The organism is Sphingomonas sp. Root720 (genome assembly GCF_001428605.1).
Lineage (GTDB): Bacteria > Pseudomonadota > Alphaproteobacteria > Sphingomonadales > Sphingomonadaceae > Rhizorhabdus.
On the sequence record NZ_LMID01000012.1, the window covers coordinates 109,288 to 124,603 of the forward strand.

Annotated in this window: 12 protein-coding genes; 7 read left to right on the plus strand and 5 right to left on the minus strand. The window is 68.7% G+C overall.

Annotated features, from left to right (window positions below):
- Positions 1-46: 46 nt before the first annotated feature.
- Complete coding sequence (locus tag ASE22_RS15630; RefSeq protein WP_056361597.1) at positions 47-793, plus strand: SDR family oxidoreductase; 747 nt, start codon at positions 47-49, stop codon at positions 791-793.
- On the opposite strand, the gene ASE22_RS15635 is transcribed toward ASE22_RS15630, so the two are convergent.
- The 4 genes from ASE22_RS15635 to ASE22_RS15650 all read right to left on the minus strand — a co-directional run bounded on the left by ASE22_RS15635 (position 775) and on the right by ASE22_RS15650 (position 6,507).
- Complete coding sequence (locus tag ASE22_RS15635; RefSeq protein WP_056361599.1) at positions 775-1,629, minus strand: HpcH/HpaI aldolase/citrate lyase family protein; 855 nt, start codon at positions 1,627-1,629, stop codon at positions 775-777. The genes ASE22_RS15630 and ASE22_RS15635 overlap by 19 nt on opposite strands.
- A 209-nt stretch (positions 1,630-1,838) precedes the next feature.
- A complete protein-coding gene (locus tag ASE22_RS15640) occupies positions 1,839-2,894 on the minus strand; it encodes a 2-oxoacid:ferredoxin oxidoreductase subunit beta (RefSeq protein WP_056361602.1) in 1,056 nt (351 codons plus the stop codon).
- Complete coding sequence (locus ASE22_RS15645; RefSeq protein ID WP_235536450.1) at positions 2,891-4,729, minus strand: 2-oxoacid:acceptor oxidoreductase subunit alpha; 1,839 nt, start codon at positions 4,727-4,729, stop codon at positions 2,891-2,893. The genes ASE22_RS15640 and ASE22_RS15645 overlap by 4 nt, the downstream gene beginning before the upstream one ends.
- Positions 4,726-6,507 (minus strand): FAD-dependent oxidoreductase, encoded by a 1,782-nt coding sequence (locus tag ASE22_RS15650; protein ID WP_056361608.1) that lies wholly within the window; start codon positions 6,505-6,507, stop codon positions 4,726-4,728. The genes ASE22_RS15645 and ASE22_RS15650 overlap by 4 nt, the downstream gene beginning before the upstream one ends.
- A 231-nt stretch (positions 6,508-6,738) precedes the next feature.
- On the opposite strand from ASE22_RS15650, the gene ASE22_RS15655 reads away from it, so the two are divergent.
- From ASE22_RS15655 to ASE22_RS15665, 3 genes are all read left to right on the plus strand, one after another.
- Entirely contained in the window at positions 6,739-7,986 is a 1,248-nt protein-coding gene (locus tag ASE22_RS15655) for a DNA adenine methylase (protein WP_082545358.1), read from the plus strand.
- A gap of 110 nt (positions 7,987-8,096) precedes the next feature.
- The gene (locus tag ASE22_RS15660; protein WP_056361614.1) at positions 8,097-9,023 is read left to right on the plus strand and encodes a LysR family transcriptional regulator; all 927 of its coding nucleotides are present in this window, start codon (positions 8,097-8,099) and stop codon (positions 9,021-9,023) included.
- Between the two features lie 247 nt (positions 9,024-9,270).
- Positions 9,271-10,332: an isopenicillin N synthase family dioxygenase gene (locus ASE22_RS15665; RefSeq protein ID WP_082545357.1), complete on the plus strand. Its 1,062-nt coding sequence runs from the start codon at positions 9,271-9,273 to the stop codon at positions 10,330-10,332.
- A 21-nt stretch (positions 10,333-10,353) separates the two neighbouring features.
- Here ASE22_RS15665 and ASE22_RS15670 read toward each other — a convergent pair whose 3' ends face one another.
- Entirely contained in the window at positions 10,354-10,776 is a 423-nt protein-coding gene (locus ASE22_RS15670; protein ID WP_056361617.1) for an Ohr family peroxiredoxin, read from the minus strand.
- Between the two features lie 309 nt (positions 10,777-11,085).
- Between ASE22_RS15670 and ASE22_RS15675 the strand changes: the two genes are divergently transcribed.
- The 3 genes from ASE22_RS15675 to ASE22_RS15685 are packed head-to-tail and all read left to right on the plus strand — an operon-like array spanning position 11,086 to position 15,278.
- The gene (locus ASE22_RS15675; protein WP_056361620.1) at positions 11,086-12,549 is read left to right on the plus strand and encodes an efflux transporter outer membrane subunit; all 1,464 of its coding nucleotides are present in this window, start codon (positions 11,086-11,088) and stop codon (positions 12,547-12,549) included.
- 3 nt (positions 12,550-12,552) lie between these two features.
- Positions 12,553-13,731 carry an efflux RND transporter periplasmic adaptor subunit gene (locus ASE22_RS15680; RefSeq protein WP_056361623.1) on the plus strand — a complete coding sequence of 393 codons (1,179 nt, stop codon included), beginning with the start codon at positions 12,553-12,555 and terminating at the stop codon, positions 13,729-13,731.
- A complete protein-coding gene (locus ASE22_RS15685) occupies positions 13,728-15,278 on the plus strand; it encodes a DHA2 family efflux MFS transporter permease subunit (protein ID WP_056361626.1) in 1,551 nt (516 codons plus the stop codon). Before ASE22_RS15680 ends, ASE22_RS15685 begins: the two co-directional genes overlap by 4 nt.
- Positions 15,279-15,316 lie beyond the last annotated feature (38 nt).

Genomic DNA, 15,316 nt, shown 5'->3' on the forward strand with positions numbered 1-15,316 from the left:
AGAAGCAAAACTAGCATGCAAGTATGCAAGATTGGGGAGGATCGCGATGGACCTGGGTATTAAGGGCAGGAAGGCGATCGTCTGCGCGGCGAGCCACGGGCTCGGCCGCGCCTGTGCGATGGCGCTCGCCCGCGAAGGGGTCGATGTAGCGATCAACGGCCGCGATCCGGAAGCGCTGGCACGAACCGCGGCGGAGATCCGCGCAGAGGCGGCCGGCGTCGCCGTGCACGAAGTGGCAGGCAGCATCGTCGACCAGCCGGTGCGCGAGGCGCTGGCCGCCGCGTTCGGCGAACCCGACATCTTGGTCAACAATGCCGGCGGTCCGCCGCCCGGCGACTATCGCGACTGGGACCGCGACACCTGGATCGCGGCGGTCGACCAGAATCTGCTGAGCGCGGTCGAACTGATCCGGATGACCGCCGACGGCATGGCGGCGCGCGGCTTCGGCCGGATCGTCAATATCACCTCGTCGGCGGTGCGGGTCCCGATCCCGGTGATCGGCCTTTCAAATGCGACCCGCGCCGGGCTGACCAACTTCGTCTTCGGACTGGTGCCGCAATATTCGTCCAGGGGCGTGACGATCAACAACCTGCTCCCCGGGCCCTTCGACACCAACCGGCTGCGCCACTCGAAGGAGATCACCCGCCACCTGACCGGCAACGCGGTCGCCGGGCGGATCGGCGATCCCGCGGAGATGGGCGCGACCTGCGCCTTCCTGTGCAGCGTCCATGCCGGCTATATCAACGGCCAGAACATCCTGATGGACGGAGGCCTCTACCCAGGGGCCTTCTGAGCCGACGCTGCCCGGTCGAGCAGCGCCTCGGCCTGCTTCAGGTGTGGCCGGTCGATCATCTTGCCGTCGAGCTTCAGCGCGCCCGCGCCGGGGTTCGCCGCGAACATCGCGATCACCGCGCGGGCATGGGCGATCTCGGCCTCGCTGGGGCTGAACCCGGCGTTGATGATCGCCACCTGCGAAGGATGGATCGCCATCATGCCCGTGAACCCGTCGCGCCGGCCGCGCGCCACATAGGCCGCCAGCCCGGCGGTATCGGCGATGTCGGGATAGACGGTCTCGATCGCCGCGACGCCGGCGGCGTGCGCGCCGAACAGGGTGAGCGCGCGAACCACTTCATAGGGCGGGGTATAGCTGCCGTCGGGATTGCGCGAGGTCGCGGCACCGATCGCGGCGGGCAGGTCCTCCGCCCCCCAGGTCAGGCCGGCGAGGCCGGCGGCCGCTTCGCCATAACTGCCGAGGCCGAATATCGCGGCCGGCGTCTCGCTGGCGATCGGCAGGATCGGCGGAGAGGTGCCGCCCGTCATCTCGACCAGCTGCCGGACCGAGGCCGCGCCCAGCGCCTTGGGCAGCATGATCCCGTCGGGACGCGCTGCGAGCACGGCGTCGAGATCGGCGCGGACATGGTCGGAATCGAGCGGGTTGATCCGCACGAAGCAGCGGACCTGCCGGTCTCCGCCCAGCCATTCGGCGATCGCCGCACGGGCCCGGGGCTTGTTCTCGGGCGACACCGAATCCTCTAGGTCGAGAATCAGCGCGTCGGCACCGCTGGCGGCCGCCTTGGGGAAACGCTCGGGCCTGTCGCCCGGCACGAAGAGCAGGGAACGCATGGTCATCGCGGGTCCATTGCTCCGCCATCATCTGCTTGGCAACCGCGCCGCCATGAAAAAAGCGGCGCCCCCACGAAATTTCTCGGCTCCCGGTTCAGGCGCGCTCGCGCAGGCCAGCCTGCCGATCGGGATCGGTCCCGCGAACGGCGATTCGGCCCGACGACTCCGCGTGGAGAAGGCCCATGGCTCCGGCCTCCCGCGACATCGTCGGCCGCCTATCTCAGCCCGGCGTTGATCCTGTCGAGCGCCGAAGCCCCGGGCACCAGCTCCTCGTCCGACAGCGCGTTGAGCGGCCGTTTCACGGTGCCGAGCGCGTCGTGCAGGTCCTCGGCCTCGGGATCGACATAGAGCAGGCCGGTAACGATCTCCCCCGCCGCATGCGCCTGCTGGAGGTAGGAGATCGCGCCGACATGGTCGGTCGGGTCATAATCCTCGGCAACCTTGCGGAGCAGCAGGACCGAGCCGTCATGCTGGGTCACCTCGGTCAGCGACCCGGGCTCGTAGCTGGCTTTCACCGCCATCCGCGCCATCAGCACGTCGAGCCGGTTCACCGCCTCGTTATGCTCGCGCACCCAGTCGAAGCTCTTGGTCGATCCCTTGTGGTTGTTGAAGGCGATGCAGGGGCTGAGCACGTCGATGAAGGCCGCGCCCTTGTGGGTCAGCGCCGCCTTGATCAGCGGCACCAGCTGGTCCTTGTCGCCCGAGAAGCTGCGCGCGACGAAGGTGGCGCCGAGCTGGAGCGCGAGGCCGACCAGATCGATCCCGCTGTCCGAGTTGACCACGCCCTTCTTCGACTTGCTGCCCTTGTCGGCGGTCGCCGAGAACTGCCCCTTGGTGAGCCCGTAGACGCCGTTGTTCTCGACGACATAGGTCATGTTGACCCCGCGCCGCATCGCGTGGGCGAACTGGCCGAGGCCAATCGAGGCGCTGTCGCCGTCGCCCGACACGCCGAGGTAGATCAGGTCGCGGTTGGCGAGGTTCGCGCCGGTCAGAACCGACGGCATGCGGCCATGGACGGTGTTGAAGCCGTGGCTGGCGCCGAGGAAATAATCGGGGGTCTTCGACGAGCAGCCGATCCCCGACAGCTTGGCGAGACGGTGCGGCTCGAGGTCGATCTCGAAACAGGCCTGGACGATCGCGGCGCTGATCGAATCATGCCCGCAGCCCGCGCACAGCGTCGACACCTTCCCCTCATAGTCGCGCCGGGTGAAGCCGAGCGCGTTGTGCCTGAGCGACGGGTGATGGAATTGCGGCTTGGCGATATAGGTCATCTCACCATCTCCCCGGCGGCGCGGGCCTTGGGAACGCCCATGCCCTTGGCCAGCTCGGCCTGGATGAAGCGCGCCGTGATCGGCGAGCCGTCATAGTTGAGCACTTTCACGAGCCGGGCCGGATCGACCCCGCCCTCGTTGATCAGCAGCGCGCGCAGCTGCGCATCGCGATTCTGCTCGACGACGAACACCAGCTCGTGCGCGGCGATGAACTCGAACACCTCGCCCGGAAAGGGGAAGGCGCGGAGCCGCATCGCGTCGACCGCGATCCCGCCGGCATCGAGCCCCGCCAGCGCCTCGTCCATCGCCGGGCTGGTCGACCCGTAATAGATCACGCCATAGCTGCTCTGGCGCGCGGCCCGGCGCACGATCGGCGGCGGCACCAGCGCCTTGGCGCTGTCGAATTTGCGCAGCAGCCGCTCCATATTGTCGACATAGACCGCGCCCTCCTCGCTGTAGCGTGCATAGGGATCGCGCGAGGTGCCGCGGGTGAAGTAGCTGCCCTTCGACGGATGGGTCGCCGGCAGGGTGCGCCACGGGATGCCGTCGCCGTCGACATCCTTGTAGCGGCCGAAATCGGCGCCACCCTCCAGCATCTCGGCGGTCATGATCTTGCCGCGGTCGAGGCCGCGCTCCTCGTCCCACCGGAAGGGCTCGATCAGCCATTCGTTCATCCCCATGTCGAGGTCGAGCATAACGAACACCATCGTCTGGAGCCGGTCGGCGAGGTCGAAGGCGAGCGCGCCGAACTCGAAGCACTCGTTCGGCCCCTCGGGGAGCAGCAGGACATGCTTGGTGTCGCCATGGCTCGCATAGGCGGCGGAGAGGATGTCCGACTGCTGGGTGCGGGTCGGCATGCCGGTCGACGGACCGCCGCGCTGCACGTCGAAGATCACGCCGGGGATCTCGGCGAAATAGGAAAGGCCGATGAACTCCTGCATCAGCGAGATGCCGGGCCCCGAGGTGCAGGTGAAGGCGCGCGCGCCGTTCCAGCCGGCGCCGGTGACGATGCCGATCGAGGCGATCTCGTCCTCGGCCTGGACGATCGCGTAGCGGGCTTCTCCGGTGTCGGCATCGTGCCGGAGCTTGCCGCAATAGGCGGTGAACGCCTCGGCGAGCGAGGTCGACGGGGTGATCGGATACCAGGCGCAGACCGTCGCCCCGCCATAGACCGCGCCGAGCCCCGCCGCGCTGTTGCCGTCGACGAAGATGCGATCGCCCACCGCATCGGCGCGGCGGAGCTTGAGCCCGAGCGGCGCGAGATGCTCGCGGGCATGGTCGAAGCCGATGCCCAGCGCCTCGATATTGGCCGGTATCAGCGCGGGCTTGGAGGCATATTCCTCGCCCAGCAGCGTCTCCACCACCTCGCGCTCGATGCCGAGCAGATAGGTCAGCGCGCCCAGATAGATGATGTTCTTGAGCACCTTGCGCTTCGACGGCTCGGCATAGGCGGCATTGCACAGCGCGGTGAGCGGGATGCCGACGATGCTGATGTCCTCGCGGAACCTGTCCGGCGGCATCGGCTTGGTGCTGTCGTAGAAGAGATAGCCGCCCGGCTCGATCTCGGCGACGTCGCGGTCCCAGGTCTGCGGGTTCATCGCGACCATCAGGTCGACCCCGCCGCGCCGGCCGAGCCAGCCGTCGCCGCTCACCCTGATCTCGTACCAGGTCGGCAGGCCCTGGATGTTCGAGGGGAAGATGTTGCGGGCGCCGACCGGCACCCCCATTCGCAGGATCGCCTTGACGAACAGGCCGTTGGCCGAGGCGGAGCCCGATCCGTTGACGTTGGCGAATTTGACGACGAAGTCGTTCACGGCGGCGATCGGGCGGGTCATCGCGCGCATCCTCCCGCATGGCTCATCTCGATCAGCGTCTTCTGCATGTCCCAGGCGCCGGTCGGGCAGCGTTCGGCGCACAGGCCGCAGTGCAGACAGACATCCTCGTCCTTCACCGCCACCCGGCCGGTCGGCAGGGTCGCGGATACATAGAGGTCCTGCGCCGGGTTCAACGCCGGCGCCTTGAGCCGGGGCCGCAATTCCTCCTCCTCGCCGTTGACGGTGAAGGTGATGCAGTCGGTCGGGCAGATGTCGACGCAGGCGTCGCATTCGATGCACAGGGTCCGGGTGAAGACGGTCTGCACGTCGCAGTTGAGGCAGCGCTGCGTCTCCGCCCAGCTCCTCGGGTCGTCGAAGCCGAGCTCGACCTCGGCCTTCACGTCGTCCAGCGCCTCGGCGAGCGGGAGCAGCGGCACCTTCTGCCGGTCCTCGGCCGAGACGTCGTTGTCGTAACTCCATTCGTGGATGCCCATCTTCTGCGACGAGAACGCGACGCCGGGCGGCGGCCGGAGGCGGAGGTCGACGCCGCGGCAGGCATGGTCGATCGAGATCGCCGCGTCATGGCCGTGCGCGACGGCCCAGATGATGTTCTTCGGCCCGAACGCCGCATCGCCGCCGAAGAAGACCCGGGGATGGGTCGACTGGAAGGTCGTCTCGTCGACCACCGGCATGTTCCACCGGTCGAAGTCGAGGCCGATGTCGCGCTCGATCCAGGGGAAGCTGTTCTCCTGCCCGATCGCGACCAGCACGTCGTCGCATTCGATATGCGCGTCGGGCTCGCCCGTCGGCTCGAGCCGACGGCGCCCCTGCTCGTCGAGCACCGGCGCGACCTTCTCGAAGATCACGCCGGTCAGCTTGCCATCCTCATGCGTGAAGGCCTTGGGCACCATGAAGTTGAGGATCGGGATGCCCTCGTGCTGGGCGTCCTCCTTCTCCCACGGCGAGGCCTTCATCTCCTCATAGCCCGACCGGACGACGACCTTTACCTCCTCGCCGCCAAGCCGCCGGGAGGTGCGGCAGCAGTCCATCGCGGTGTTGCCGCCGCCGAGGACGACCACCCGCCGGCCGATGCTCTCGACATGGCCGAAGGAGACGCTCGCCAGCCATTCGATGCCGATGTGGATATTGGCGGCGGCCTCGCGGCGCCCGGGGATGTCGAGGTCGCGGCCGCGCGGCGCGCCGGTGCCGACGAAGATCGCGTCGTAATCCTGCGCGAGCAGGGCGGCGAGGCTGTCGACCCGTTCGCCGAGCCGCATCCTGGGCCCGAGCGCTGTGATGAAGCCCATCTCCTCGTCGATCACGCTTTCGGGCAGGCGGAAGCGCGGGATCTGGCTGCGGATCATCCCGCCCGACTTGGCATCGGCGTCATAGACGGTGACGTCGTAACCGAGCGGGGCGAGGTCGCGCGCCACCGTCATCGAGGCGGGGCCGGCGCCGATGCAGGCGATCTTCTTGCCGATACGCTTCTTGGGCGGCGTCGGCATGCGCGCGGCGACGTCGCCCTTGTTGTCGGCGGCGACGCGTTTCAACCGGCAGATCGCCACCGGCTCCTCGTCGACCCGGCCACGCCGGCAGGCGGGCTCGCAGGGGCGATCGCAGGTCCGGCCGAGAATCCCCGGAAAAACGTTGGATTTCCAGTTGACCATATAGGCGTCGGCATGACGCCCCTGCGCGATCAGGCGGATATATTCCGGGACGGGAGTGTGGGCCGGGCAGGCCCATTGGCAATCGACGACCTTGTGGAAGTAATCGGGTGCCTCGGTGTTGGTAGGCTCCAACGCGTACAACTCCTCTCCACGCGCTCCTGCGCGTAGGCGGAAAGGACACTCCCTCTCTTGGCGGGGAGTTGGCCCTGTGGCCGCACAGGAGCTACGCCAGGGTCTTACCGCGCGTCGATAGGCCTCGCCAAGCCCGCACCATGAAAATTATGGTGACTTCCGCCATTCCGGCCAATCGACACGTACGGGCGCCCGTTCTATCGCTGGCGCGGTGATCCGGAATCCAGCCCTGTGAGATATGATCGCCGCCGGCACGCCGCCCGCAGCACCGACAGCTACGTCTTCCATCAACTGATCCCCTATATCGGCAACAAGCGGAAGCTGCTCCCGCTGATCGGCCGGGCGATCGAGGCGAGCGGGATCGCGCCGGGCGACGGCTTCGTCGACCTTTTCGCCGGCAGCGGGGTGGTCGCCCGCTACGCAAAGGCGCGCGGCTTCCGGGTGATCGCCAACGACTGGGAACCCTATGCGGAGGCACTCAATCGCTGCTATGTCGGCTGCAACGCGGCCCCCGCCTATGGCGACCGGTCCTATGCGGAGATGATCGCGCGGCTGAACGCGCTGGCGCCGGTCCAGGGCTGGGTGACCGACCATCTCTGCCCCGACGACGACGACCGTTACGAGATCGGTCGCGATCGACTGTTCTACATGCGCAAGAACGGCCTGCGGATCGATGCCATCCGGACCGAGATCGAGCGGCTCGCCATCGCCGAAGGGCTCGATCCGGCGCGGATCGCCTGCCTGCTCGCCCCGCTCATCTACCAATGCTGCTACACCAGCAACACCTCGGGCGTCTTCAAGGGCTTCCATGCGGGCTGGGGCGGCAGCAACGGCACCGCGCTCTACCGGATTCGCGCCGACCTTGCGCTGGAACCTGCCATCTTCCTCGACAATGGCCACCTCAACGAAGTGACCCGGCTCGACGCGCAGGGCTTCGGCCGGGAGCATGGCCGGAGCTACGACTTCGTCTATATCGACCCGCCCTACAACCAGCATCCCTATGGGTCGAATTATCACGTCCTCAACAGCGTGGCGCTGTGGGACAAACCGGCCCTCAGCCCCAAGATCAGCGGCCGGGGCGACAAGTCGGGGATCCGGCTCGACTGGCGGACCGAACGGCGCAGCCTCTACAACAGCGCGCGGCACGCGACCGAGGCCTTTCGCGCGCTGATCGACGGGCTGCCGGCGCGCTTCATCGCGATCAGCTACAGCACCGATGGCAACATCCCGCTGATCGACATGGCCCAGGCCTGCTGCGACCGGGGGGCGGTCACGCCGTTCATCCAGCCTTACAAGCGCTACCGGGTCAGCGCGCAGCGCTTCTCGCCCAAGCCGCTCAATGCCGAGTTCGTGCTGCTGATCGACACCGCCGCGCGCGACGCGCGCTCGGCCGAAGAGATTTGCGACGCGATCCTCGCCGAGGAAAGCCGCGCGCTCGGCAGCCATCCCGAACTCGCCGCCGGGCGGGGAGAGGCGTAAAAGCGGCGAAGGCAGGGCGATCCCGGCGTTCGCCGGGATAACGACGAAAAGGCGGAATGGATTTATGCAAAGCCGCCCGGATGCTAGGATGGCTTCCGAGGGGGATCGACATGCCGCACCTGCCTGATTTCGAAGCCTGGGCGATCTTCGCCAAGGTCGCCGAGAAAGGGTCCTTCAGCCAGGCGGCAGAGGATCTGGGCCTGGCCAAGACGACCGTCTCCAAGGCGATCAGCCGGCTCGAGCAACGCATGCGGACGACCCTTCTCCACCGCACCACGCGCAAGCTGTCGCTGACCGAGAGCGGGCGGCTGTCGCTCGACCGGGCACTGCGCATCCTGGCCGACGGCGCGGCGATCGAGGCCGACATCCTCGAGGAGGCGGCCATCCCGCGCGGGACGATCCGGATGGCGACCTCGACGACCTTCGGGGAGACCGCGCTGGCGCCGGTGCTTCCCGCCTTCATGGCGGCCTATCCCGACATAAGGCTCGACATCACCTTCACCGAAGGCAAGGTCGACATCGTTGCCGAAGGTTATGACCTCGCCATCCAGATCGGCGACAATGCCGACGACAGCTCGCTCCGCATCAGCCGGCTGTTCACGCTCCGCCGCCGGGTGAGCGCGGCCCCATCGCTGATCGAACGGGCCGGCCGGCCGCCGCACCCGTCCGATCTCGCCCATTACCCGATGCTCATTTCCACCCATGTCCCCTGGGGTCGCGAGGTCGATTTCACCGGTCCTAACGGCCAGCATGTCCATGTGCCGGTCTCGGGCGCCCTGCACATGAACAGCACAATGGGATTGATGCACGCGCTGATCGGCGGGGTCGGCGGCGCCGCGATGCCCGAATATTTCATCTGGGAAGCGCTCGAGGACGGACGGCTCGTCGACCTCTTCCCCGGCTGGACGGTGCCGTCGGCGCCGATCTGCGTGGTGACTCCCCCCGGCCGCGCCCGGCCCGCCCGGGTGCGGGTCCTGCTCGACTTTCTGCGCCGGCAATTCTCCAGCCAGCCCTGGGCCCACGGCATCGAGAACTGATCCCGCCCGCAATGGGGCGGCGGTGGGCAACGAGCTCGGCCCACCCTCCGAACGAGCGAAAGATGGGCGTCTCCCCACTCCGGACAGCCCTTCCTCATGCCCCACCCGTGGGAGATAGCCCATGAAAAGCGTGGGAGTTAATGTGGTTTACCCAATGATATCGATGCTTATCCTTCAATAAACGGGCACGATATCCACCATATATTTGCCCGACTTTTGAATAGTCACAATATCGGGTGAATAAAAAATGCTCGAATTCGCAGCGGATGCCGTCAACAACCACGAGGCCGATGTCACGACCGACACCGCGCCCGCACATCTTCCGACGCTCGACATTGCGAGGATGCGGGGCACGCCCGAAGAACGCACCGCCGTCGCCGCCGATCTGCGCGCGATTCTTCACGAGCATGGTTTCTTCTATCTTTCCGGCCATGGGGTCGATCCGGCGCTGGTTGCCGAGACCCTGGCGGCATCGAAGCGCTTCTTCGCGCTTCCCGAAGCCGACAAGCTCGAGATCGAGATGATCCGCTCGCCGCAGTTCCGCGGCTATAGCCGAGCCGGGGCCGAGCTGACGCAGGGCCAGCCCGACTGGCGCGAGCAGGTCGACTTCGACTGCGAGGAGGCCGCGCTCGAGATCGGCCTCGACACGCCCGCCTGGAAGCGGACGATCGGCCCCAACCAATGGCCATCGGCGATGCCCGAGCTCCGCGACGTCATCTCGCGCTATCAGGCCGAAGTCACCCGCGTCGGGCTCGAGGTCCTTCGCGCGGTCGCCATCGCGCTCGGCCAGGACGAGGACGTGTTCGAACCGATGGTCCGGCCCCGCCCCCGCCAGCACCTGAAGATCCTGCGCTATCCCGGCCGGACGTCGGGCGCGTCGGACCAGGGCGTCGGCGCGCATAAGGATGGCGGCCTGGTGACGATCCTCCTCCAGGATCGGCTGGCCGGGCTGCGCGTCCAGGCCCAGGACGGCAGCTGGATCGACGCGCCGCCGGTTCCGGGCACCTTCGTCGTCAACACCGGCGAGCTTCTCGAGCTGGCAACCAACGGCTTCGTCTGCGCCGACGTTCATGCGGCGATCTCGCCGCCCGCCGGTACCGAACGCTACTCGATCGCCTTCTTCCTGGGCGCCGCGCACGAGGGCAGCATCCCGCTGATCGACCTGCCGCCCGAACTGAAGGGTTCGGAACGGGGCGTCAGCTCCGACCCCGGCAATCCGATGTTCCGCGACGTCGGCGCCAATCACCTGAAGGCGCGGCTGCGGTCGCACCCCGACGTGGCCCGCGCCCATTATGCGGACGTCGCCTGACCGCGAACGCGCCGCGCTCGCTCAGGCGAGGCGGATGCTGACCTTGGCGTCGCCGCGAACCGCTTTCGAATAGGGGCAGAGCGCGTGCGCCGCCGACGCCAGCCGTTCGGCGACGGCATCGTCGAGGCCGGACAGGTCTACCGACAGCTCGATCGCCAGCACCGCGCCCCCACCCGCACCCACATCGTCCAGCGCGACGTCGGCGGTGACATGGCTGTCGGGCGCGATCGCGATGCCCTCGGCATCGGCGGCGCGACGGATCGCGGAGAGAAAGCAGGCGGCATAGGCCGCCGCGAACAATTGTTCGGGATTGGTGCCCTTGCCGACCGGATCGGCGGGATCGTCGAGCCGGATCTTGAGCCGACCGTCGGCGCTGGCCGCGCCGCCGACCCTGCCGCCGATGGCGGTGGCCTGGGCCTGGTAGAGGGTCGTCTTCGATCGCATCGATCGGGCCTTCCCGAGAGGGGCTGGAGAAGGGTACGCCGCCCGGCCAGGGGGGTTCAGGGGGGAATGCCGGGCGGCGCTTGGAGCCATCTAATGATGAGCCGGCGAAACGATTAGCCGGCCGATCATCATTTCACTGGTGCCGAAAAGGCATCAATCCGCCTCCGCCGCGGCGGGCACAACGCCCGGCTGCCCGCATCCGTAACGATTAGAAACTAATCGCCATCTCTATTGTGCACATTTGGTGGATAATCCCTCTGCGCGGCGCGGCCTATCTGCCGTATCGTTCACCGGCTCAGGGAATCCGCCATGCCCCGTTCGACCCCGCTCCGCCGCCCGGCGCTGATCGCCGGCCTCGTCGCGACCCTGCTGTCGGGCTGCGCCGCCGTCCCGAAGGTCCAGCCGCAGGTTCAGGCCGCCTCCGCCGCCGCGGTCGGACTCGGCGATGCCGCGCCGCTGCCGGCGGCGGGCGACTGGTGGCACGGCTTCGGCGATCCCCAGCTCGACCGGATCATGGCCGAAGCGCTCGCGGGCAATCCTTCGCTCGACGCCGCGATGGCGCGGCTCGCCCGCGCGCAGGCCGGGATCGCCGCGAACAAGGCCGGGCTGCTACCGCAGCTCAGCGGCGACGCCTCGGCGATGCGTCAGCGGCTCAGCGAGAAATATATCATTCCCCCGCCCTATGGCGGCAGCACCCGCTGGATCGGCAGCGCCCAGGCCAATCTCGACTGGTCGCTCGATCTCGCCGGCCGGCAGAAGGCGCTGATCAGGCAGGCGGGCGCCTCGGCCGAGGCCGCCGCGCTCGACGTCGAGGCGGCGCGCGTCACGCTCTCGGGCGCTGTCGCCCAGGCCTATGTCGATCTCGCCCGCGCGACCGGGCAGGCGAGCATCGCCGGCCGTTTCGTCGCGTCGCGCGAGGAGCAACTGCGGCTCGCCGGCACCCGCAAGCGCACCGATCTCGGCAGCGATTTCGACCTGCGCGCCGCCGAGACCCTGCTGGCGGAGGCGCGCCAGGCGCAGATCCGCGCCGATGGTGCCCGCCAGCTGATGATCCACGCCCTCGCCGCCCTCGCCGGACGCGGCGCCGATTATTATGCCGGGATCGCCGATCCGTCGCTGGCGCTCGACACCGCGCTGCCGGTGCCGGCCGCGCTCCCCGCCGACCTGCTCGGCCGCCGCCCCGACATCCTCGCCGCCCGCGCGCGGATCGACGTCGCCGAGGCGGGGCGCGAAGTCGCGCGCGCGGACTTCTACCCCGACCTCGACCTGAAGGGCCTGGTCGGCCTGCAGGCGCTCGGCCTCGGATCGCTGTTCACCGGCGGAGCCGCGACCTACGGCGCCGGCCCCGCGCTCCACCTGCCGATCTTCGAAGGCGGCCGACTCAAGGCGAATTACAAAGGCGCGATCGCCGGGATCGACGAGGCGATCGCCGGCTATAACGGCACCGTCCTTGGCGCTGTTCGCGAGACCGCCGACGCACTGTCCGCGATCGGCACCAACGCCGCCGACGCCGCCGAGCAGCGCAAGGTCGTCGCCGGCCTGGCGGAGACCGTGCGGCTCGACGAGGTGCGCGTGCGCACCGGGCTCGGCGCGCGGCTCGACGTGCTCGATGCCGGCGACCGGCTGCTCGCCGCCAACCAGCGCGCGGTCGACCTCGCCGCCGACGGCGCCGCCGCGCGCGTCCGCCTGCTCGTCGCGGTCGGCGGAAGCTTCGATCCGCTGGCCCATCCGAATCTCGCGTCGGCCACCGGCGCCGCCGCAACCGGGAGATAATCCGTGAACGCCCACACCCAGATCCAGAAGGACGAGGCCGCCGAACGGCAGGGTGCCCTTCGCACCCGCAAGCGCGGCTTCCTGATGCTCGGTGCCGCGGTTCTGATCGCGGCCGCAGGCTATGGCGGCTATGAGCTGCTGGGGCCGAGCACCGAGACCACCGACGACGCCTATGTCGCCGGCGACGTGGTGGCGATCACCGCGCGCGAGCCGGGCACGGTGCTGGCGATCAACGCCGACAGTACCGAGAGCGTCAGGCAGGGCCAGCCGCTGATCGAGCTGGATTCCGCCACCGCCGACGCGCAGATGGCCTCGGCCGAGGCGAACCTCGCCCGCGCGGTCCGCGCGGTCCGCTCCGACTTCTCCAAGGTCGACGAGGCCGGTGCCGAGGTGGTCCAGGCCGAGGCAGAACTGGCCCGCGCCCGCAACGACCTGTCGCGCCGCCGCGCCGCCGCCGCCGAGGGCGCGGTCTCGGGCGAGGAGGTCGCGCACGCCGCCGACAGCGTCCGCACCGCCACCGCCACGCTCAACCTCGCCCGAAGCCGGCAGGCGCAGGCGCGCTCGACGGTCGAAGGCACCAGGGTCGGCACCAATCCCGACGTGCTCGCGGCGGCCGCCGCCGTCCGCCGCGCCGCGATCGTCCAGGGCCATATGCACCTGATCGCGCCACTCGACGGCGTCGTCGCCCAACGTACCGTGCAGCTCGGCCAGCAGGTCGCACCGGGCACGCCGCTGATGGCGGTGGTGCCGCTCGACCGGCTGTGGATCGACGCCAATTTCCGCGAGACCCAGCTCGCCGACCTGCGCGTCGGCCAGCCGGTGGAGATCGAGACCGACATCTATGGCGGCTCGGTCACCTATCATGGCAAGGTGCTCGGCCTCGGCGCGGGCAGCGGCAACGCCTTCGCGCTGCTGCCGCCGCAGAACGCCAGCGGCAACTGGATCAAGATCGTCCAGCGCGTCCCTGTCCGCATCGCGCTCGATCCGAAGGAACTGCGCGCCAACCCGCTGCGGATCGGCGTCTCGGCCAAGGTCACGGTGGACACCGACGATCATCGCGGCGTTCCCGTCGCGCGCGTCGCCGCCCCGCCCGTCCCGCGCTCGGCCAGCCAGGACGGCGGCCCCGGGGTCGAGGCCCGCATCGCTTCGATCGTCGCCGCCAACAGCGGCCGGATCCGGTGACCGCCGCCGCCTCGACGGGGCAGCCCGCACCGCTGGGCGGGATCGCCCTCGGCGCGGCCTCGATCGCGCTGGCGCTCGGCACCTTCATGCAGGTGCTCGACACGACCATCGCCAATGTCTCGCTGACCACCATCGCCGGCAATCTCGGCGTCAGCTCGGATACCTCGACCTGGGTGATCACCGCCTTCGCCGTCGCCAACGGCGTGACCGTGCCGCTGACCGGCTGGCTGATGCGGCGCTTCGGCGTGGTGCGCACCTTCGTGGTCTCGGTGGTCCTGTTCACCTTCGCCTCCTTCCTGTGCGGCATCGCCTGGAGCCTGCCCTCGCTGATCCTGTTCCGCATCCTGCAGGGCGCGGTATCCGGGCCGATGATTCCGGGCAGCCAGGCGCTGCTGATCTCGATCTTCCCCGCCGAGCGCCGCTCGACCGCGATCGGCATCTGGTCGATGACCACCCTGGTCGGCCCGGTCGCGGGCCCGATCCTGGGCGGCTACATCTCCGACAATTATCACTGGGGCTGGATCTTTCTGATCAACGTCCCCGTCGGCCTCGCCGCAGCCTTCGTCTCCTGGCGCTTCATGAAGAGCCGCGAGACCGAGACCGCGAAGGTGCCGATCGACACGGTCGGCCTCGGCCTGCTCGCCTTCTGGGTCGGCTCGCTCCAGATATTTCTCGACCTCGGCAAGAACGACGACTGGTTCCACTCCCCCTTCATCACGACGATGGCGCTGCTGGCGGCGATCGGCTTCGTTGCCTGGCTGATCTGGGAACTGACCGAGCAACGCCCAGCGGTCGACCTCTCGCTGTTCCGCAACCGCAATTTCGCGCTGGGCACCGCCGCGCTGACCCTCGGCTATGCGGTGTTCTTCGGCAACACGCTGCTGCTGCCGCTCTGGCTCCAGCAGCAGCTGGGCTACACCGCGACCTGGGCGGGGCTGGTCGCCGCGCCGAGCGGGATCGTCTCGGTGATCGCGACCCCCTTCGTCGCCCGCATCTCGGGCAAGGTCGACGCGCGCTGGCTGGCCTGCTTCGCCTTCGTCGCCTTCGCGATCTCCTACCAGATGCGCAGCGGCTACAGCGCCCAGACCGACTATTGGCACTTCATGCTGCCGATGCTGGTGCAGGGGCTTGGGATGAGCACCTTCTTCGTGTCGATGCTCAGCATCTCGCTCGACGGGGTATCGGCCGACAGGACCCCCTCGGCGACCGGCCTGTCCAACTTCGCCCGGATCACGGGCGGCAGCTTCGCCGCGTCGCTGGTGACGACGATGTGGGACCGGCGCGAGGCGCTGCACCAGAGCCGGCTGGCCGACGCGAGCTCGCCCTTCGACCCACTGTTCCGCCATGCGGTCGACGGCTTCGGCCAGATCGGGCTGAGCGCGCAGCAGGGCTATGCGGCGCTCACCCGCGAGATGGTGGGCCAGGCCTATCTGCTGTCGTCGAACGACATCTTCCGGGTCAGCGCCTGGGCGATGATGGCGATGATCGCGCTGGTGTGGCTCGTCCGGAAACCGGCCCCGCTGAGCGGCCCGGTGGCGGCGGATTGAGTCACGTCGTCATCCTGGCGAAAGCCGGACTCCGCTGG